Below are 18,701 nucleotides of genomic sequence, written 5' to 3'. Positions count from 1 at the left end.
ACGGCTCACAGCCAACCGCGCCGGGCCGCCTGCACGCCCGCCTGGAAACGCGTGGTGGCCCCCAGCTGGGCCAGCAGCGCCGAGACCCGGCGCACCACCGTGCGCCGCCCCAGCCCCAGCCGCCGGGCGATGGCGTCGTCCGTGGCACCGCTGGCCATCAGGGTCAGGATGCGGCGGTCCCGCTCGCCGATCTGCAGGTCGGCGGCGGACACCGACGCCGGGACGGCCAGCCGCCAGAGCGTCTCGAACACCGCGGCCAGCGCCCGCAGCAGGCCCGAGGGCCGGATCAGCAGCGAGACGACGCCCGGGCGCCCGTCGGCCGCCAGCGTGACGATCGCCAGGTCGTCGTCGCCCAGGGCCAGCTTGAGCGGCGGATCGTCCAGCGTGCGGGCCTGCTCCCCCGCCTCCATCATGCGCGCCATGTTGGGGCCCGCGACCGGGTCGTCGAAGGCGCAGCCGTGGTAGATCGAGCGGTAGACGACCCCGGCGGCCATCCGCTGGCGTTGCAGCACCTCCTGGTCGAGGTAGTAGGCCGAACTGCCGGAGTAGGGCGGCACGTCGATGACCCGCACCTGGTGGCGGGCGGCCAGCTGGAGTCGCCGGCTGGCCGCCAGTACCTGGGCGGCGTCCTCGACCACCTCCAGGGCGCCGTAGGTGCCGGCGTCGCGCCGGGCGAAGCGGTAGAGGCGTTCCAGTTCCGCCCCGGCCCGGCGCGCCGCGGCCTGCCGGACGGCGTCGCTCTGCAGCACCGCCTCGACCACCCGGCCGGGCGGCAGCGCCTCCCAGGCGCGGTCGCGGTGACCGTCGTCGCGGTGACCGTCGTCGCGGTGACCGTCGTCGCGCGGGCCGTCGCCGCGCGGGCCCTCACCGTTGCAGGCCACGACGACTCCCTCGTCGGCGAGTTCCCTGAGCACGGCCAGGACGACGCCCTCGCCGAGGCCGACCCCGGCCGCCAGCTCCGCCGCCCGCGCCTGCGGACGGCCGACCAGGCAGCGGTAGATCCGGCCGCGTTCGGAGTCTGGATCCAGCACGTCGTGCACGACGTCCCCCGTCATCGTGTCGGTGTATCGGTGTATCGGTGTGTCGGTGTGTCGGTGTGTCGGCTCGGCGCTGTGCCGTTGTGTCGGCCCGTCCGCTCGTCGGTTTGTCGGCTTGTCGTTGTGCCGGTGTCGCCCGGACGGGCCGTCGGAGGCTACCCACGCCGGTGGCGCACATGCGCCAGTGGCCCAGGTGCGCCGCAGGGCGCTCTGGCGGACCGCGAGGTGATCTCGCAAGAGTTGTCGGTGCTCAGACAGTTCCAGCGGTTCCCCCCGGGAACAGCGGCACCCTCACGGCCAAGGACGACCCATGACACCAGCCCAGCCCGCCCGGCGCCCGCCCGTACGGCCCCCGCGCGCCCGGCTCCGGCACGCCAGGACGGCCGTCGCCGCCCTGGCCGCCTGCCTCCTGCTGCTGGGCGTGCCCGCCGCGCCCGCCGCGCCCGCCGAGGCCCCCGCCCCGCCGCCGATGAAGGACGGCTTCGGGCTCACCCAGGTCGGCGCCCCCACCGGCAGCGCCACCAACTTCGTGCTCACCGTCACCACACCCCAGGTCGCCGGGGAGCACACCATCCGGATCCTGCTGCCCGCCGACTACGCGGCCAGCCCGGCCAAGCGCTACCCGGTCCTGTACTTCCTGCACGGCGCCTCGGACAACCCGAGCGACCCGGCCCTGGCCTACCCCGCCCTCACCGCCGCGCAGTCGATGATCACCGTCATCCCGGACGGCGGCCTGCGCGGCTGGTACACCGACTGGCTCGACCAGAACACCGCCGCCGGGGCGCAGAACTGGGAGACCTTCCACCTCGACCAGGTCGTCCCGTTCATCGACGCCAACCTGCGCACCCTGACGGGCCGCAGGAGCCGGGCCGTCGGCGGCCTGTCGATGGGCGGCTTCGGCGCGCTGCACTACGCGCAGGACCGGCCCCAGCTGTTCGGCCAGGTCCTCACCATGTCCGGCGCGAACGACCTCTCCGTGAACGAGATGATCATCCGCGGGGCCGTGGTCGCCACCCTGACCAACGCCGGCACCGTGCTGTGCGGGCCCAGCGACGGCAAGCCCTGCGGCCTCGACTTCGGCCCCACGGTCTCCAGCGACGCGATCTTCGGCTCGCCGTACCCGGTGTTCAACGCCGACTGGCGCTGGAACGCCGCGGACCCGGTCTCCCGCGTGGGCGCGCTCGCCGACACCGGCATCGCGGTCTACACCGGCAACGGCAACGGCAGCGCCTCCGACATGGAGTTCTGGGCCGAGGGCACCGCCAAGCGCCTCAAGGACCGCCTGGACGCCCTCGGTTACCGCTACCACTACGTCGACTACGGCAACGGCGCCGGCTGGGGCACCGCCTGCAACGGCGGCCACAGCGCGGGCTGCTGGGCGCAGGACCTCGTGGACTACGTCCCGCGCCTGGAAGCGGCCTTCGCCGCCGCCTGACCGGCCCGCCCTCCTTCCTTCCTTCCTTCCGCCTCCTCTCCCCTCTCTCCCCTCTCCCTCTCCCCGTTCCCGACGAAAGGACCCGACCCCCGTGCTTTCCGCCACGACCCCGAGCCGAACGGCTCCCTGGCTGCGCCTGATCGCGGCCGTCCTGGTGGCCTGTTGCGCCGCCCTGGGCTTCACCGCCTCCCCGTTCGCGACCGCGCGGGCCCACGCCGCCACGGCGCCGGCCGCCGCCTGCGCCTCCCCGCAGCAGTGTCTGACCATCAAGTCCCTCAGCAACGGGCGCCAACTCGACGTCCAGAACGGCACCATGGGCGACGGCGCCTACATCGTCACCAACTCGGCGCCCGGCTACCACCAGTCCTGGCGGCTGAGCGTCGACCCCTCCGACTTCTCCTTCACCATCGTCAACAACGACACCGGCAAGTGCATCGACCTGGCCTTCTTCACCCCGGCCCTGCGCCAGCAGACCTGCGCCGGGCAGGCCAGCCAGCGGTGGTTCCTGCAGCCGGTCGCCGGGGCCGCCGACGCGTTCATGATCCGCCACCTGGGCGACAACACCTGCCTGGACCTGCTGCTCGGCGCCCAGTACGACGACGCCTGGACCGACCAGTACACCTGCAACGGCACCGCCAACCAGCAGTGGTCCACCGGCTTCCCGCAGGCCGCCCGCAGCCTCGCCGTCGACCACGCCGCCAAGCAGTGCCAGAAGGACGTCTCCTCCTGCTCCTGGGCCGTCAAGAGCGAGGCCCCCGCGGCGCCGCTGCCCAAGATCTGCGTCTCCTCAATCTGGTTCAACAACACCAGCAGCGCCGCCCAGCAGAACTTCGCGGTCACCAACATGACCGGCTGGTCCAGCACCCTCGGCGGGGAGATCGGGGCGGAGATCTCCGGCGGCGCGCCCGGCGGCGTCTTCACCACCGCGGTCAAGACCGCCGTCAACTACAGCAACGTCTGGCAGGGCTCGACCACCGTCAACAACGCCGTCACCGTCAACGTCCCGCCCCAGCAGTACGGCTGGGTGACGCTGGCCGAACTCGCCCGCAAGGTCACCGGCAACTGGACGTTCGACGCCCGCGGCTTCCCGTGGACCGCCGAGGACACCGTCACCGTCCCGCTCACCTCCGACCCCAGCGGCGGCGCCACCCTCTACATCGCCAACACCAGCCCCACCTTCACCAGCTGCACCTGAGCCCCACCGCACGACCGACAGCCAGCCGCCGCCCGGCCCCGCCGGGCGGCGGCCCCGTTTTCCCCCGGCCCTTCCCCGGCCCTCCCCCCAACCCTGACCTGCCCTGACCTGCTGACAATTGTCACGGTCGGCCGGTGCGGCAGCACACTGCCGGGCGGGGGCGCGGCGCGGACAGCATGGGGGCATGACCTCCACCGACGTGAACCACCCCGACACCGTTCGGGCCTTCCGCACCGTCAGGCGACTGGTGTTCGCCTACCTGGGCCTGAGCGTCGTCACCCTGGCGGCCGCCTACGTCCTGCGCAACCACCCCGACCTAGTGAACCCGGCCGTGTGGATCCGCGGCACCCTCGTCGTGGCCAGCGCCGTGGTCACGTACCTGTTCACCACCCGGGCCGCCCGCGGATCGCACGCGGCGTACCGGCGGCTGCGGATCATCTCGGCCGTCATGATCGCCGCGATCGTCGTGATCATCTGCGTGCCGGGGACCTTCCCGTTCTGGATGAAGGCCGAGCAGGCCCTGTGCGGGCTGGTGCTGGCGGGGGTGGCCGCCGTGATCAACGGACGCCACCTGCGTACCCTGTTCGCGCGATCCGATGCGACGTGAGGCGGGCGAGGGTGGACGAGGACACGCAGGCGACCCTCCCCGGGCACGCCGCCGCGGAGCGCGCCACAGGGGAGCGCGCCCCGCAACGGTGGGTGCAGGGCTGGCGGCGGATCATGCTGAGCGCCGGGATGCTGGTCTACCCGTGCCTGACCGCCGTCGCCGTGAGCGGCAACGTGTCCGGGGCGGCCCTGGTCGCCGGGTACGCGGTCGTCGGCGCGTTCTGCCTCTGCTTCGTCCTCACCGCCACCGCGATGATCCACCGCCGGCGGCGACAGGTGTTCCTGCTGCTGGCGGTGATGAGCGCGCTGTTCCTGGCCGCGCTGCCGTTCGCCCACGAGAACGCGTTCTACCTCGCCATCGTCGTCGTCTCCTTCGTCGCCGTGCTGCGGCGCCGCCACGCCACCCTGGTGACCGTCACCGCCACCCTGGCCGCCCTGCTGGTGCCGTGGGCGGTGCCCGCCTGGCACGCCGGGCCCGGCACCTTCCAGGCGCTGGCCCTGCTGTTCACCGTGCTCACCACGGGGGCGTTCGCGGAGATCGCCACCACCAACCAGGCCCTGGTGGCCGCCCGGGCCGAGGTGGCGCGGCTGGCCTCGGAGGCCGAACGCAACCGGATCGCGCGCGACCTGCACGACCTGCTCGGGCACTCGCTCACCGCGATCACCGTCAAGTCCCGCCTGGCCCAGCGCCTCGCCGCCAAGGACCCCGACCAGTCGCTGGCGGAGATGGCCGCGGTGGAGTCGCTGTCCCGGCAGGCGCTGGCCGACGTCCGGGCCGCGGTCACCGGCTACCGCGACGTCACGCTGGCCGGCGAACTCGCGCGCGGACGCGAACTGCTGCGCGCCGCCGGGGTGGTCGCCGACCTGCCGACGTCCACCGACCCCGTCGCCACGCGGGACGGGGAACTGTTCGGCTGGGTGGTGCGCGAGGGCCTGACCAACGTGGTCCGGCACGCCCGGGCCGACCGCTGCACCGTCACCGTCACCGGCTCCTCCGTGGAGATCCGCGACGACGGGACGGGCGCGGACGGCAGAACCGGCGGGACCGGCGGGACCGGCGAGGGCAGCGGGGTCGGCGAGGGCAGCGGGGTCGGCGAGGGCAGCGGGGTCGGGAAGGGCCTGAGGGGGCTGCGGGAACGGGTCGCGGCGGCCGGCGGTACCGTCGAAGCCGGCCCGCTGAGCCCGCGCGGGTGGCGGCTGCTGGTCACCGTCCCGCCGAGCGCCCGCCACGGGCGCGCCCCCGCCCGGAAAGGGACGACATGACGATCCGCCTGCTGCTCGCCGAGGACCAGGAACTGGTCCGCACCGCGCTGTGCGCCCTGCTCGACCTGGAGGACGACTTCGAGGTGGTCGCCGCCGTCGGGCGCGGCGACCAGGTCGTCGACGCGGCCCGCGAACACCGGCCCCACGTGGCCCTCCTGGACATCGAGATGCCCGGCCTCGACGGCCTGGCCGCCGCCGCCGTCCTGGCCCAGCAGGTGCCCGACTGCCGGGTCGTCATCCTCACCACCTTCGGACGCGCCGGCTACCTGCGCCGGGCGATGGAAGCGGGCGCGGTCGGCTTCGTCGTCAAGGACGCGCCGGCCGAAGTGCTCGCCGACGCCATCCGCCGGGTCGCGGCGGGCGAACGCGTGGTGGACCCGGAACTGGCCGCGGCCACCCTGGCGGCCGGCGCCTCCCCGCTCACCGCCCGGGAACGCGACGTGCTGAACGCCTCCCGCTCCGGGGCCGGCGTCGCCGAGATCGCCGGCAAGCTCTACCTCTCGGAGGGCACGGTGCGCAACTACTTCTCCTCCGCCATCGCCAAGACCGCCAGCCGCAACCGCACCGAGGCCCTGCGCACCGCCGACGACCGCGGCTGGCTGTGACACCGCCGGACGACGGGCGCAGGGCTGCCGGACTACCGGACTGCCGGACTGCCGGGGCAGGCGTCAGAGCCGCTCGACGGTGACCTCGGTGATCACGACGTCCTCCACGGGGCGCTCGCCGTCCGTGGGGACGGCCGCGAGGGCGTCGACGACGGCCCGGGAGTCGGCGTCGGCGACCTGGCCGAAGATGGTGTGCCGACGGTTCAGGTGGGCGGGCGTGCCGACGGTGATGAAGAACTGCGAGCCGTTGGTGCCCGGGCCGGAATTGGCCATGGCGAGCAGGTAGGGCCTGGTGAAGTGCAGTTCGGGGTGGAACTCGTCGGCGAAGGCGTAGCCCGGGCCGCCGGTGCCGCTGCCGGTGGGGTCGCCGCCCTGGACCATGAAGCCGGCCACCACGCGGTGGAAGAGCGTGCCGTCGTAGTACGGGCCGCTGCCGGGCCCGCCGGTGCGCGGGTCGGTGTACTCCCGGGCGCCCTCGGCGAGTTCGACGAAGTTGCGGACCGTCTTCGGCGCGTGGAACTGGAACAGCTCCAGCCGGATCGGGCCCAGGGTGGTGTGCAGGGTCGCGAACAGGCCCTTGGCCATGGCGGACTCCTTTGCTCGGATGGTCGGAGAGGGGATCAGCGTCGGCATCCTGGCACACGGCGGGTTCGTGATCGCACCCGGCGCGGGGCCTCGACACCGGCAAATGCCTCGTGGCGCCAACTCATCTGCATGGCAAGCGGGTTGTCTGCTTGAACGCCGGATCGGCCCGGTTTCGGGCGGGGTCGGGGGTGCGAGCCGGGGCTGCGGGTTGAGAGGATCGGCCCGGAAACGGGATGGACGGGAGAGGGGTGAGACGTGGTCGGTACCGTGCTGGTCGGTGTCCTGGTGATCGCGGTCGGCGGGTGCGTGTGCGTGGTGTGGGCCGAACGCGGCGGCCCCCGCTGGGTGCGCGCCGTGGCGTCCGTGACGCTCGCCTCGGGGTCCCTGCTGCGCCGCTCCTCGCGCAGCCGGCGCCGGAACCGAAGCCTGAGCGGCGGTGACAGCGGCGACGATGGCGATGGCGGCGGCGGTGGCGGCGGCGGTGACGGCGGCGATGGTGGCTGAGCGCCCCGCCCGCGGGCGCGACGACGACGAGCGGCTGCGGCGGGTCTTCGAGGCGGTGCTGGCCCAGACCCTGTCCGGGACCGGACCGCTCACCTGCACGGGCCTGGACGAGGACACCGAGAACGCGCTCTGGGCGGTCTGGGAGGCGTACCCGCACGCTTCGGCCGAGCTGGTGCAGGCCGCGCGGCGCGCCTTCGCGGGCCAGCTGGACGGCAGCAACGCGGCCCGCTGGCACGCGGACCTCGCCCGGGCGGTCGCCGAGCGCCGCCCCCGCGGCTGAACGTGCGTCCCCGGACGCGTGGGCGGCCGGGGACGCTCGGGGGCGTCAGCTCTCGGTGGAGCGGCGGCGGGAGGCGACGACGAGCGCAGCACCCGCGGCCAGGGCCGCGGCGGCGCCGCCGGCCTCCCAGCCGAGGCCCTCGGTGCCGGTGGCGGCGAGCTGGCCGGGGCGGGTGGTGCCCGTGGTGGCCGTGGCCGTCCCGGCGGTGGTGCCCGCCGCGATCGCGCCCGCGGTCGTGCCCGTCGTGGTGGTCAGGGCGGCGGGCTGGACGGCCAACTGGGCGCCGGTGGCGGTCTGCGGCTGCTCGGCGGGCCGGGCCGGCTGCGGGGCCGGCTTGTTCGCGGCGGCCTCGTCCTCGGCACGGGCCGTGAACTGGCCCTCCTTCAGGAACTTCACGACGTCCTCGTCGGTACCGCCGTCCAGCGCCCGGCTGGCGGCCTCGCACACGGCCCGCCCACCGGCCGCCATGATCTGGGCGAGCTTCACCCGGTTGTCGTCGGCCCGCTGCTTGGGAAGCTCGACCTCCAGGAAGTGCCGCACGTCGGCGACGGTGCCCGCGAGGGCCTTCTCCCCCGCCTCGCGCACGCCCGGGCCGGTCTCCTTGTCGTCCAGGATGCCCTGCACCTTCGCACGGGCCTCGTCCTCGGCACGGGCCGTGAACTGGCCTTCCTTCAAGAACTTCACGACGTCCTCGTCGGTACCGCCGTCCAGCGCCCGGCTGGCGGCCTCGCGCACGGCCCGCCCACCGGCCGCCATGATCTGGGCGAGCTTCACCCGGTTGTCGTCGGCCCGCTGCTTGCGGAGCTCGACCTCCAGGAAGTGCCGCACGTCGGCGGCGGTACCCGCGAGGGCCTTCTCCCCCGCCTCGCGCACGCCCGGGCCGGTCTCCTTGTCGTCGAGGATGCCCTGCACCTTGGCGCGGTCCTCGTCCTCGGCGCGGGCGATGAACTGGCCCTCCTTGAGGAAGGCCAGGATTTCCTCGTTGCTGCCGGATATCGCCTTCCCGGCGGCCTTCTTCAGTGCCGGCCCGGCGCCGTCGAAGATCCGGGCGACCTTCAGCCGGTTGTCGGTCTGACGCCGCTCGCCGAGCTCGACGTCCAGGAAGTGCCGCACGTCGGCGGCGGTGCCCGCGAGGGCCTTCTCCCCCGCCGCGTGCACAGCCGGGCCGGTCTCCTTGTCGTCGAGGATGCTCTGGACCTTGGCGCGGTCCTCGTCCTCGGCGCGGGCGATGAACTGGCCCTCCTTGAGGAACTTCGCGACGTCCTCGGCGGTGCCGCCCCGCAGGGCGGCCGTGGCGGCCTTCTTGACGGCCGGCCCGCCGACGGCGAGGACCTGGTAGGCCCTCACCCGGTTGTCGATCACGCGCTGGTCGTGGAGCTCGACGTCCAGGAAGTGCCGCAGGTCGGCGGCGGTGCCGTTCAGCGCCTTCTGGGCCGCCTCGCGCACGCCCGGGCCGCTCTCCTTGTCGGCGAGGATGCGCCGCACCTCGGCGCGGTCGTGCTCCTCCTGGCCCGTCCCCTGGTCCTCGGCACCCTTGGACGCGGTGTCAGGTCCGGAGACACCGGCCGGCTGGGGGTTGTCGGCGGCGGAGGCCATCGACGGGAAGAGGACGGTGGGGGCCAGGACGGCGGCCGCGACGACGGCGGACACCCGGGGCAGCTTCATTCAGTACCTTGCGTTGTGCGGAGAGATTGTGAACGCCCGCCAGCATAGATCGTCTTTTACGGTTGCCATACCAAGTATTTGCCGCCCTCCCCGGTGCTGCGTGAACTGCGGGAGGTCCGTCAGCAGTTCGACCGCCCGTTCGTGGTGGACGCCTCCGCCTACGAGGCCGCTTTCGCGGTGCGCGCGACCGCGCTGGAGGAGCAGGTGGAGGCGACGGTGCGGTGGTGGCGGTGGGGGCGTATCCGTCGCGGATCGGTAGGGGGTACGTAGCGCGGCCGCCCCCGGCGGGTTGCCGGGGGCGGGTCTGGCGGGTGGTCAGGTCATGCCGGGTCGAGTGGTCAGGTCGTGGCGGTGTCCTTGGCGGCGGGTGCCGGGTGGGTAGTGGCGGGTGCGGCCCCGGCGGGCGGGGCGGGGATGGTGGCGGCGACCGCGGCGGCGGCCAGGGCCACGCCGCAGCCAATCAGCAGGCCGACCCTGAAGCCGCTCTCCGAGGGCAGGGTGTGGCCGCCGTGGGTGGTGGTCAGCTGGGCGAGGACCACGCCGACCACGGCGGCGGAGACGGAGGTGCCGAGCGAGCGCATCAGGGTGTTGAAGCTGTTCGCGGACGCCGTCTCGGACAGCGGCACGGCGCTCATGATCAGTGCGGGCATCGCGCCGTAGGCCAGGCCGACGCCGCTGTTGCACACCAGTGTCACGACCAGGACGCCCCAGGTGGAGCCGATGAGCACCATCGAGAGTCCGTATCCGGCGGCGATCGCGAGGGAGCCGGCGACCAGGGTGAACTTGGGGCCGCGCGCGGCCGACAGGCGTGCGCCCAGTGGTGAGACGGCCATCATCATCAGGCCGGAGGGCGCCATCCACAGGCCCATGGCCAGCATCGACCGGCCCAGGCCGTAGCCGGTGGCCTCGGGGAGTTGGAGCAGCTGGGGGATGATCAGCGCCTGCGCGTACATGCCGAAGCCGACCAGGACGGATGCGGCGTTGGTCAGCAGGACCCGGGGGCGGGCCGTGACCCGCAGGTCCACCAGCGGTTCGGGGCAGCGCAGTTCCCACCGGCCCCAGGCGAGGAGCAGGACGGCGGCGGCGGCGAACAGGCCGAGGGTGAGGGGGTCGGTCCAGCCCCAGTCGGCGCCCTTGGAGACGGGCAGCAGGAGGCAGACCAGTCCGGCGCCCAGGCCGGCCGCGCCGACGGGGTCGAAGCGGCCGCCGGCGGGGCGCCGGGCGGGGGCGGGGACGAGGAAGCGGATCATCGCGGCGACGACGAGGGTGAGGGCGGCGGCGCCCCAGAACAGGGCCCGCCAGCTGGCGTACTGGGCGACGGCGGCGGCGATCGGCAGGCCGAGGCCGCCGCCGATCCCCATCGAGGCGCTGACCAGGGCGATGGCGGAGCCGAGGCGTTCGGGCGGCAGGACTTCGCGCAGCAGGCTGATGCCGAGCGGGACGACGCCCATGCCCATGCCCTGGAGGCCGCGGCCGATGATCATCGGTACGGCCGCGGAGGCGAGGGCGCACAGGACCGATCCGATGAACAGCGGTACGCAGCAGGCCAGGAGCATGCGGCGTTTGCCCAGCAGGTCGCCCAGGCGTCCGCTGATCGGGACGAAGACGGCGCCGGCGAGCAGGGTCGCGGTGATCGCCCAGGAGGCGTTGGACGGCGCGGTGTGCAGCAGTCGGGGCAGTTCGCCGATCAGCGGGGTGACCAGGGTCTGCATGATCGCGGCCACGGTGCCGGTGAAGGCGAGGGTGGCGACGATGCCGGTGGTGGGGGTGGTGCCGGCGGTCGGGGCGGTGCCGGCGGTGGGGGCGGTCGTGCCGCCGGGCTGGGGGCCGTCCATGGCGGGCTCCTCGGAAACGGAATGTGTATCGTGCATATTATGTGCATCGAGCACACTACATGGCCGGGTCCCGCCGTCACACCCCTTTGCCATACTGGACAAGGCCCGCGAAACCCGCAGGTCAGCGGTGCGGCGATGAGGGTGAAGGGCGAAGGACGACGGCATGGGCGAACGTACGGACCTGGTCGAGTTCGAGTACATGGTGCTCGGCCGCCACCACTACCTGAGCCAGTCCGCCGCCCGCCCGCGCGGCAGCACCCTGGAGCGCAGCGCGTACATCCTGCTCAGCCGCATCCGCATCCAGGGCCCGATGTCCATCGGCGAGCTGAGCGAGGCCTTCAACCTCGACGCCTCCACCCTCAACCGGCAGACCGCCGCCATGACCCGGGCCGGCCTGGTCGAGCGGATCGCCGACCCCGACGGCGGGATGGCCCGCAAGTTCCGCCTCACCGACGAGGGCGACCGCCGCCTCGACGAGGAGCGCGAGGCCCACGTGGAGGCCCTGGACCGGGTGATGGCCGGCTGGTCCGCCCAGGACGTCACCACCTTCGCCGCCTACCTGCGCCGCTTCAACACCGACATCGAGCACCTCGACGGGCGCCCCTGGCCGCGCCCCTGACCAGTCGGGTGTCGAACGACCCCCAGGAAACTGGGATACCGGCGATTGATCGCGCGCTGACAAGCTGACCGCGGCGGACGGACCGGGTGGCCCGGGGGCCCTCCGGACCGGCCGCCGCCCCTCGTCGTCTCCCCTCCTTGGAGAGCACTGTGCGTTCGCTAGTCCGGCGTATCGTCCTCGGCATCGCGCTCGCCCTGACCGGCCTGGTGCTGGTCCCGGGCGGCTCGGCCTCGGCCGACACCCCCTCGACGGTCCTGTTCAACCAGAAGTCCGAGCGCTGTCCCAACGGCGCGATATGGGGCGGACAGGGTCTGCACCCCTGCGCGCCGTCCGACAACCCGGGCCAGTGGGTGTTCAAGCCCGTCCCGGGCCTGCCGAGCGTCTACACCGTCAACAACGCCGCCGACCAGCGCTCCTGCCTGACCGCCGACAGCACCCCCTCCGGCGTCCAGTGCTACGCCAACGACACCTCGCAGATGTGGCGGGTCACGCCGTGGACCGCGGCCGACAGCACGCCGCGCTACGGCCTGCTCGGGATACGGCTGCAGAACATCTCCACCTCCCAGTGCCTGGACAACACCGAGCACCGGATCGGCGGCGGCTGGCGGCTCTACATGTTCGACTGCAACTACGGCGGGTACCAGGAGTGGGACATCGCCCGCAACACCTACGAGGCCCTGTTCGGCGGCGTCGCCACCCACAACGGCATGACCTGGGCCGCCCTTGAGCAGCGCGCCGACAACGTCGTGCACGTCGGCAACGACAACAGCAGCAACGCGTACAGCGGCGACACCCCCGCCACCGCGCAGCTGCCCGTGCTGTGCCTCAAGCAGGACGGCCGCCCCGCCCCCGCCGGCGTGCCCACCAGCGGCTACCACAGCTGGGCCGGCGGCGAGGTGAAGGCCACCATCCCCACCTCCGGCAGCCAGCTCACCAGCCGGGCCGCCGCCGACCAGCTCTGCGCCGGCTACTTCGGCACCGGCTTCCGGATGGCCGAGTTCCACGACGCCAACGGCTGGGGCCTGTGGGCCAACGGCACCCTGCCCGCCGGCACCCGCTTCTGGACCGCCATCACCGACCAGCCGGCCAACCCCTGGAGCTGACCGCAGCTGAACGAGAAGGGGCGGGCGCCTGGCGCCCGCCCCTTCTCGCTGCCGAAGCGCCCAACGCGTCACCGACTGGGCCGATGTGGGCGCCGACCCCAACCCGGCGGTGCCGATCAGGTCGCGCGCTGTCCGTGGAGGAGGACGGGCAGCGCGCGGCCCGCCAACGCCTCGCTGACGCGGGCGGCCTGGGAGGGCGCCATGACGTCGGGGAGCCGGCGGACGGGGACGAAGCGGGCGCCGAACAGGCCGCTGCGGCGGGACGGCCAGGCGGACGTCGTCGCGCACGGTGCCGCCGTCGAAGACCAGGTTGAGGCGCTCCAGGTGGCGGTCGGCCGGGGTGAAGTCGACGGCCAGGACGTCGGCGAGGCGCAGGTTGAGGTCGGTCTCGGCGTGGAGGTGGCGGGCGGCGGCGAGGTTGGGGGGCTCGTTGGGCTGGGCGGCGCCGCCGGGGAGGAGGAGGCCGTCCATGTAGTCCGGGTCGACGAGCAGGACGTCGCCGCGCGGGTTGCGCACGAGGACGAGGCAGCCGAGCCGGCACACGGGCGGCTTGGCGAGCAGGCGGGGGTCTTGCATCGGGCGGTTCACTTCCTGAGGGCGGCGAGGAGTACGAGGGAGAAGCCCGCCCACCACAGCAGGCGGACCAGGAGTTCAGCCGTCACGCGTCAGGCGCTCGTAGCGCAGGCCCTTGCGCAACAGGTCCACGACCCGCAGGAGTTCGAACGGGCGGGCGCAGCCCAGGCTGATCAGGTAGCAGCCGGTCCTGCGGCCGTGCTCCCAATCCACCTCGATGGACGGCAACGTGACGCCACTCAGGGCGAGGACGGTCGTCAGGTCGTCGAGGACGTCGGCCGCCTGGCGCCGCTGGTCGGCGGTCGCGCGGGAGAGCATCGAGGACACGCTCACTCCCCCGGCCGCTTGTGGACCTCGAAGACGCGCCAGGCACTCCAGGCCTCGGAGAAGAAGCCGAACCCGCCGAGCTCACCGTCCGGTTGACGCAGCCACTCCCGGGTGACCTCGTTGCGGACCCGGTAGAGGCGGGCCCCGGTGTCCCAGCGCACGCCGTAGCCATGGAGGCGGGGAACTTGGGTATCGGCCATGGAAATAACCTTCCGCAATCAGCGTTTCACGTTCCGTACACATGGTGGCCCGACATCACCTAGCATCGGAAGCGGTAGACGACTTGACCTCGGTAGCACTGAGAGTTGGAGCAGCCATGGTGAACATCAAGGAAATTGACCCGAAGTCATCCCCGTGGGCCGCCTTCGGGATCCAACTCCGCAGGTCACGCATGGCGATGGGCCTCAAGCAGGAACAGCTCGCGCGCAGGATCGGTGTCCACCCGTCCTACGTCTCGTTCGTCGAACTTGCGCAGCGCCCGCCGAGCGAGAAGTTTGCTACCAAGGCCGATGAGATCCTGCAGACGGGCGGGACCCTGCTGCTGATGTACTGGCAGCTCCGCCACACAGCTTTGGTGCCGGGCTTCCCCGAGTACGCGAACTACGAGGCCCGCGCAGAGAAGATCAAGCTCTTCGAAATCAACGTGATTCCAGGACTGCTACAGACCCGGGCATACGCAACCGCTTGGGAGCAGGGCAATCTCCGACGAGGAACCGTCACACCAGAACAGGCCCAGGAGCGAATCGAATTCCTGCTCGCCCGACAAAACATCCACGCCCGCACTTCGCCACCACTTCTGCACGCGGTGATGGACGAGAGCTGCCTCAGGCGGCCCATTGGCGGCCGCGACACCATGATCGAGCAGCTGCTCCACCTCGAACATCTCGCCAAGCAGCCCAACATCATCATCCAGGTGGCCCCGTACTCGCTAGGCGAGGACAGGCCGTTCACGCGCCTGGTGCACCTCCCTACCATGCCAGGACGCAAAATGCTCTCTTACGGCGAGATCGAGCAGCGAGGCTACATCGATCGAGATACTGAGACGATTGCTGCGCTGGCCGACGACTACGATCGGCTCGTAGTCGAAGCCATGAGCCAGGCCGACTCGGTGGCCATGATCCGCGCGGTACGGAGGGACTTTGAATGGATGTCGACCTGACTGACACCGGCTGGAGGAAGAGCTCATACAGCGGTAGCGGCGGCACGTGCGTGGAGGTCGCCAACGGCTTCACCGATGTGCAGCCCGTCCGCGATTCCAAGGACCCCGACGGCCCGGTCCTCCTCTTCCCCTCCGCCGCCTGGCAGGCGTTCGTCACCGCCGTCCGCACCGGCGAATTCGGCACCAGCTGACGTCGCCTGACGTTTGCAGGCCGACGGGGTTCGTCGGCCCCGAACTCGGCAGCGGGAACGGGTGCCGGGTCAGTCCCACCAGAACGACCACTGGTGGGAGGCGACGAGGCGTTCGGCGTAGGCGGCCAGAGTGCCGGCGCCCTGGAAGACGAGGTCGGGGCAGAGGGCGGTGTGCTCGGCGGCCAGCGGAAGGGCCTCGGCAAGCGTGACGGGCGGGACGGCGACGCTCAACTCCAGGGTGTCGAATCCGACATGGCCCGGCAGAAGTTCCTGGAACGCACACCCTCGCCCCTGGTCTTCGTCGCCCTCGACGAGAGTGCTCTTCGATGGCGACTCGGCGGCCCCGTTGTCATGGCGGAACAGCTCCAGCGGCTCGAAGACCTGGCAGAAGGGCTGCCGAACGTCCTGGTGCAGGTCGTCCCCTTCACCATGGGGGTCCACCGGTCGTTCCGCTCGGCCGTCACGCTGCTGACCGTCGGGGACAACGCCCAGTTCGGGTACACCGAGACACTGCACCGGGGTTTCCTCGAACGCGATCGGGCCACTGTCGTGACGTGGCGCAGGAGATACGATCGTCTTCAGGTAGACGCGCCGCCCAGGGCCGAGTCCCTGGCCGTGATCAGAGCATCCGGAAGGAACTGGCACCATGAGCTTCCGCCCCGATCTGTCCTCTGCCCACTGGGTCAAGTCCTCCCACAGCTCCGACGGGGGTCAGTGCGTCGAGGTCGCGCCCGGCTTCCCGAGCGTCATGCCCGTCCGTGACTCAAAGGACCCCCACGGCCCGGCCCTCGTCTTCCCCTCCGCCGCCTGGCAGGCCTTCGTCACCGCCGTCCGCACGGGAGAATTCGGCACCAGCTGATGCTGCTCGATGGCGCCGCCGACCCGGGCCGGGGCGGCGGCGCCTGACGGTGTCGCTCTGGATCCGGCAGCCCTTCGCTTGCATGGGAAGAAGGAGCACGGAGCGGTGAACTCATCGAGGATGCAGAGGGTGTTGCCGCTTGCCGCAGATCGTGCTCTCCTCAGGGCCATGGCCCTGTCGCCCCGGGGCCCAGGGCGACGATCAGGCGCATCTCAAAGGAGTACGGCCGTGCGAGCGAACCATCACGAGAGCTGGCGAAAGAGCAGCCATAGCAATAACGATGGTGGCGCCTGCGTCGAAGTGGATGACGCGCACCCTGGTCGGGTTCGGGACAGCAAGGACCCCGACGGCCCCCGCCTCAACTTCCCACCAGCCGCTTGGCAGGCATTCATCACCGCCATCCGAGCCGGGGAGTTCAGCACCAACTGATCCACCTGCGCGGCGCAGCCATCCGCGATGGCTGCGCCGCGCAACCCAGGACCCCGAGCATCCGGAAGGAACTGGCACCATGAGCTTCCGCCCCGATCTGTCCTCTGCCCACTGGGTCAAGTCCTCCCACAGCTCCGACGGGGGTCAGTGCGTCGAGGTCGCGCCCGGCTTCCCGAGCGTCATGCCCGTCCGTGACTCCAAGGACCCCCACGGCCCGGCCCTCCTCTTCCCCTCCGCCGCCTGGCAGACCTTCGTCACCGCCGTCCGCACCGGCGAATTCGGCGCCAGCTGAAGTCCCTCGATGGCGTCGCCGACCCGGGCCGGGGCGGCGGCGCCTGACGGTGTCGCTCTGGATGACGAGCCGTCGCTGAGCCACATCTGCCCAGACGGTGGGCGAGCCTGGCGGGGCACGGCCTGCGGTGGCTCGACGCCCCCGACGGCCCCGAACTCGGCGGTGGGAGCGGGTGCCGGGGTCAGCGCATCAGGCGAGGGGGGCTCTCACAGTACCTGTATCACCAGGGTCTCCCAGACGTTCAAAACGCCTGTCACCATGGACACACACCGCAGCTTCAACCCCATCGGTTCAATTCAGCTGCCCCGAATGCGCGACCGTGTCGGCGAATTCTTCCACGACAGAACAGACGGAGACCAATGGCGGACAACCAATTCACCACTCACGCGGAACTTTTCGATCTGAGTGGGAAGTACGCCCTTGTCACCGGCGGCACCAGGGGAATCGGGCTGATGATAGCGCGCGGCCTTCTCCAGGCGGGCGCCCGCGTCGTCATCAGCTCGCGCAAGGCAGACGCGTGCGCGGAGGCACAGCATCTGCTGTCCGAATTCGGCGACGTTCGAGCAATCCCCGCCGACCTGTCCAGGCACGACGAGTGTCAGCGCCTCGCCGATCTTGTCCAGGTCGGCTCGGAACGTCTGGACATCCTTGTCAACAACGCGGGAGCGATGTGGCGCGAGCCGCTGGCGACGTTCCCGGACGAGGCCTGGGACGCGGTGATCGACCTCAACCTCAAGTCGCCGTTCTGGCTGGTGCAGGCGCTGCTCCCCGCACTTCGCAGGGCGGGCACCGCCGATGATCCCGCGCGGATCATCAACATCGGCAGTATCGCCGCCATCCACGTCGCCCAGTCGCCCAACTACTCGTACGCCAGCAGCAAAGCGGCACTCCATCAACTCACCAGGGTGCTTGCCAGGGAGCTGGGCCCGCAGCACGTCACGGTGAACGCGGTGGCACCGGGAGTGTTCCCGTCGCGGATGACGGCGTCCACGCTCGATGCCGTCGGCGACACGATCGCGGCCGCGGCCCCTCTGCGCCGGATCGGCCGCGACGACGACATGGCGGGTGTCGCCGTGTTTCTCGCCAGCCGGGCCGGGTCCTACCTCACGGGCACCGTCATCCCGGTGGACGGCGGCATCGCGACGACCGCATCGGGCACCCCTTAGACTGCGGGACCGGCTTACGGTGAGGGGATGGCCGCGATGGATCTGCGCACCGAGATCCGGGAGTTCCTCAGCTCGCGTCGCGCCCGCATCGCACCCGCGCAGGCGGGCCTGCCCGCTTACGGCGGCAACCGTCGGGTCAAGGGTCTGCGCCGCGAGGAGGTGGCGCTACTGGCGGGGGTATCGGTCGACTACTACGTGCGCATGGAGCGCGGCAGGCTCGCCGGTGCCTCCGATGGCGTACTCGGCGCGCTGGCCTCCGCCCTGCAACTCGACGAGGCCGAGCGCGACCACCTGTTCCACCTCGCGCGCCAGTCCACGGCGCCCAGCGGCCCACGCCGGCGCAGGCCTGCCGTGACGGTGCGCTCGACGCTGCAGCAGGTGCTCGACGCGATCTCCGGTGCGCCGGCCTGGATCGGTAACGGCCGTTACGACGTGCTCGCCACGAACCAACTCGCTCGCGCGCTGTATTCACCGGTGCTGGCCGACGCGCGACGGCCCGCGAACACCGCGCGGTTCGTCTATCTGAACCCCGAGGCGGCCAGGGATTTCTTTGTCGACTACGACCACATTGCCGGTGGCGTGGCCGCGAAGCTGCGCATGGAAGCCGGCCGCGATCCGCACGACGAGGAGCTGATCGCCCTGGTCGGCGAACTGTCGACGTCCAGTGAGCTGTTCCGGCAGCGGTGGGCATCTCAGGACGTGCGGCTGCACCGGTCCGGCCGCAAGCGTGTGCGCCATCCGATCGTGGGCCGGCTCGACTTGGACGTCGAGTCCCTGGGACTGCCCGCCGAACCCGGCCTGCACCTCAACGTCTACACCGCACCCGCGGGCACACCGACCGCTGACAATCTGGCGCTCCTGGCGTCGTGGGCGGCCACCCAACGGGCGCCGGCGACCGAGCTCGAAGCGCACAACGGATAGTCCAGCCCCTTCAGCCGTACTGGTCCGGTGGATCCGGACTCGGTGGCGGGAA

At 71.9% G+C, this 18,701-nt stretch carries 23 protein-coding genes and 3 pseudogenes; 18 read left to right on the top strand and 8 right to left on the bottom strand.

Features of this window, described 5'->3' with window-relative positions:
- Nucleotides 1-5 precede the first annotated feature (5 nt).
- Complete coding sequence (locus tag ACIOGZ_RS22150) at nt 6-1,055, bottom strand: LuxR C-terminal-related transcriptional regulator (RefSeq protein WP_400986867.1); 1,050 nt, start codon at nt 1,053-1,055, stop codon at nt 6-8.
- A 292-nt stretch (nt 1,056-1,347) separates the two neighbouring features.
- On the opposite strand from ACIOGZ_RS22150, the gene ACIOGZ_RS22145 reads away from it, so the two are divergent.
- From ACIOGZ_RS22145 to ACIOGZ_RS22125, 5 genes are all read left to right on the top strand, one after another.
- Nucleotides 1,348-2,472, top strand: coding sequence for an alpha/beta hydrolase-fold protein (locus ACIOGZ_RS22145; protein ID WP_363586826.1), 1,125 nt, complete (start codon nt 1,348-1,350; stop codon nt 2,470-2,472).
- A 91-nt stretch (nt 2,473-2,563) separates the two neighbouring features.
- A complete protein-coding gene (locus tag ACIOGZ_RS22140; protein ID WP_363630973.1) occupies nt 2,564-3,667 on the top strand; it encodes an RICIN domain-containing protein in 1,104 nt (367 codons plus the stop codon).
- Nucleotides 3,668-3,851: 184 nt separating this feature from the next.
- Complete coding sequence (locus ACIOGZ_RS22135; protein ID WP_363630971.1) at nt 3,852-4,274, top strand: hypothetical protein; 423 nt, start codon at nt 3,852-3,854, stop codon at nt 4,272-4,274.
- An 11-nt stretch (nt 4,275-4,285) separates the two neighbouring features.
- Nucleotides 4,286-5,536, top strand: coding sequence for a sensor histidine kinase (locus ACIOGZ_RS22130; protein ID WP_400986865.1), 1,251 nt, complete (start codon nt 4,286-4,288; stop codon nt 5,534-5,536).
- Complete coding sequence (locus tag ACIOGZ_RS22125; protein WP_363586822.1) at nt 5,533-6,141, top strand: response regulator transcription factor; 609 nt, start codon at nt 5,533-5,535, stop codon at nt 6,139-6,141. The genes ACIOGZ_RS22130 and ACIOGZ_RS22125 overlap by 4 nt, the downstream gene beginning before the upstream one ends.
- Nucleotides 6,142-6,204: 63 nt before the next feature.
- Here the strand turns inward: ACIOGZ_RS22125 and ACIOGZ_RS22120 are convergent, their stop codons facing one another.
- Nucleotides 6,205-6,726 (bottom strand): peptidylprolyl isomerase, encoded by a 522-nt coding sequence (locus ACIOGZ_RS22120; RefSeq protein ID WP_363630969.1) that lies wholly within the window; start codon nt 6,724-6,726, stop codon nt 6,205-6,207.
- Between the two features lie 255 nt (nt 6,727-6,981).
- Here ACIOGZ_RS22120 and ACIOGZ_RS22115 point away from each other — a divergent pair, with 255 nt between their 5' ends.
- Nucleotides 6,982-7,230, top strand: a complete 249-nt coding sequence (locus tag ACIOGZ_RS22115) for a hypothetical protein (RefSeq protein ID WP_400986863.1) — start codon at nt 6,982-6,984, stop codon at nt 7,228-7,230.
- Nucleotides 7,163-7,510, top strand: a complete 348-nt coding sequence (locus ACIOGZ_RS22110; RefSeq protein ID WP_400986861.1) for a hypothetical protein — start codon at nt 7,163-7,165, stop codon at nt 7,508-7,510. The genes ACIOGZ_RS22115 and ACIOGZ_RS22110 overlap by 68 nt, the downstream gene beginning before the upstream one ends.
- A gap of 45 nt (nt 7,511-7,555) precedes the next feature.
- On the opposite strand, the gene ACIOGZ_RS22105 is transcribed toward ACIOGZ_RS22110, so the two are convergent.
- A complete protein-coding gene (locus tag ACIOGZ_RS22105; RefSeq protein WP_400986859.1) occupies nt 7,556-9,175 on the bottom strand; it encodes an ALF repeat-containing protein in 1,620 nt (539 codons plus the stop codon).
- Between the two features lie 87 nt (nt 9,176-9,262).
- On the opposite strand from ACIOGZ_RS22105, the pseudogene ACIOGZ_RS22100 reads away from it, so the two are divergent.
- Nucleotides 9,263-9,445: pseudogene (locus tag ACIOGZ_RS22100) on the top strand (hypothetical protein); the annotation flags it as partial.
- A gap of 68 nt (nt 9,446-9,513) precedes the next feature.
- Here ACIOGZ_RS22100 and ACIOGZ_RS22095 read toward each other — a convergent pair.
- Nucleotides 9,514-11,010 carry an MFS transporter gene (locus ACIOGZ_RS22095; RefSeq protein WP_400986858.1) on the bottom strand — a complete coding sequence of 499 codons (1,497 nt, stop codon included), beginning with the start codon at nt 11,008-11,010 and terminating at the stop codon, nt 9,514-9,516.
- Between the two features lie 163 nt (nt 11,011-11,173).
- Between ACIOGZ_RS22095 and ACIOGZ_RS22090 the strand changes: the two genes are divergently transcribed.
- Entirely contained in the window at nt 11,174-11,629 is a 456-nt protein-coding gene (locus ACIOGZ_RS22090) for a MarR family transcriptional regulator (RefSeq protein ID WP_363586814.1), read from the top strand.
- 149 nt (nt 11,630-11,778) lie between these two features.
- Entirely contained in the window at nt 11,779-12,732 is a 954-nt protein-coding gene (locus ACIOGZ_RS22085) for a hypothetical protein (protein WP_400986856.1), read from the top strand.
- 357 nt (nt 12,733-13,089) lie between these two features.
- Here the strand turns inward: ACIOGZ_RS22085 and ACIOGZ_RS22080 are convergent.
- From ACIOGZ_RS22080 to ACIOGZ_RS22070, 3 genes and pseudogenes are all read right to left on the bottom strand, one after another.
- Nucleotides 13,090-13,308: pseudogene (locus ACIOGZ_RS22080) on the bottom strand (NUDIX domain-containing protein); the annotation flags it as partial.
- A 75-nt stretch (nt 13,309-13,383) separates the two neighbouring features.
- Complete coding sequence (locus ACIOGZ_RS22075) at nt 13,384-13,632, bottom strand: hypothetical protein (protein ID WP_400812061.1); 249 nt, start codon at nt 13,630-13,632, stop codon at nt 13,384-13,386.
- 2 nt (nt 13,633-13,634) lie between these two features.
- On the bottom strand, nt 13,635-13,832 hold the full coding sequence (locus tag ACIOGZ_RS22070) for a hypothetical protein (RefSeq protein ID WP_400986854.1): 198 nt from the start codon (nt 13,830-13,832) through the stop codon (nt 13,635-13,637).
- Between the two features lie 116 nt (nt 13,833-13,948).
- On the opposite strand from ACIOGZ_RS22070, the gene ACIOGZ_RS22065 reads away from it, so the two are divergent.
- Nucleotides 13,949-14,791, top strand: a complete 843-nt coding sequence (locus ACIOGZ_RS22065; RefSeq protein ID WP_400986853.1) for a helix-turn-helix transcriptional regulator — start codon at nt 13,949-13,951, stop codon at nt 14,789-14,791.
- Complete coding sequence (locus ACIOGZ_RS22060) at nt 14,776-14,982, top strand: DUF397 domain-containing protein (protein WP_363586806.1); 207 nt, start codon at nt 14,776-14,778, stop codon at nt 14,980-14,982. Before ACIOGZ_RS22065 ends, ACIOGZ_RS22060 begins: the two co-directional genes overlap by 16 nt.
- A gap of 69 nt (nt 14,983-15,051) precedes the next feature.
- On the opposite strand, the gene ACIOGZ_RS22055 is transcribed toward ACIOGZ_RS22060, so the two are convergent.
- The gene (locus tag ACIOGZ_RS22055) at nt 15,052-15,246 is read right to left on the bottom strand and encodes a DUF4253 domain-containing protein (protein ID WP_363631020.1); all 195 of its coding nucleotides are present in this window, start codon (nt 15,244-15,246) and stop codon (nt 15,052-15,054) included.
- On the opposite strand from ACIOGZ_RS22055, the pseudogene ACIOGZ_RS22050 reads away from it, so the two are divergent.
- The 6 genes and pseudogenes from ACIOGZ_RS22050 to ACIOGZ_RS22025 form a co-directional block, all read left to right on the top strand.
- Nucleotides 15,235-15,546 (top strand): annotated as a pseudogene (locus ACIOGZ_RS22050) (Scr1 family TA system antitoxin-like transcriptional regulator); the annotation flags it as partial. The gene ACIOGZ_RS22055 and the pseudogene ACIOGZ_RS22050 overlap by 12 nt on opposite strands.
- A gap of 82 nt (nt 15,547-15,628) precedes the next feature.
- On the top strand, nt 15,629-15,841 hold the full coding sequence (locus tag ACIOGZ_RS22045; RefSeq protein ID WP_400986851.1) for a DUF397 domain-containing protein: 213 nt from the start codon (nt 15,629-15,631) through the stop codon (nt 15,839-15,841).
- 9 nt (nt 15,842-15,850) lie between these two features.
- Nucleotides 15,851-16,270 (top strand): DUF397 domain-containing protein, encoded by a 420-nt coding sequence (locus ACIOGZ_RS22040; protein WP_400986849.1) that lies wholly within the window; start codon nt 15,851-15,853, stop codon nt 16,268-16,270.
- A 79-nt stretch (nt 16,271-16,349) separates the two neighbouring features.
- The gene (locus ACIOGZ_RS22035; RefSeq protein ID WP_363586805.1) at nt 16,350-16,562 is read left to right on the top strand and encodes a DUF397 domain-containing protein; all 213 of its coding nucleotides are present in this window, start codon (nt 16,350-16,352) and stop codon (nt 16,560-16,562) included.
- A 359-nt stretch (nt 16,563-16,921) separates the two neighbouring features.
- On the top strand, nt 16,922-17,728 hold the full coding sequence (locus ACIOGZ_RS22030; RefSeq protein WP_363586804.1) for an SDR family oxidoreductase: 807 nt from the start codon (nt 16,922-16,924) through the stop codon (nt 17,726-17,728).
- Between the two features lie 27 nt (nt 17,729-17,755).
- Nucleotides 17,756-18,649, top strand: coding sequence for a helix-turn-helix transcriptional regulator (locus ACIOGZ_RS22025; RefSeq protein ID WP_400810355.1), 894 nt, complete (start codon nt 17,756-17,758; stop codon nt 18,647-18,649).
- Nucleotides 18,650-18,701 lie beyond the last annotated feature (52 nt).

This window comes from Kitasatospora sp. NPDC088160 (assembly GCF_044741445.1).
Lineage (GTDB): Bacteria > Actinomycetota > Actinomycetes > Streptomycetales > Streptomycetaceae > Kitasatospora.
This window is presented reverse-complemented; position numbering and strand designations above follow the sequence as displayed.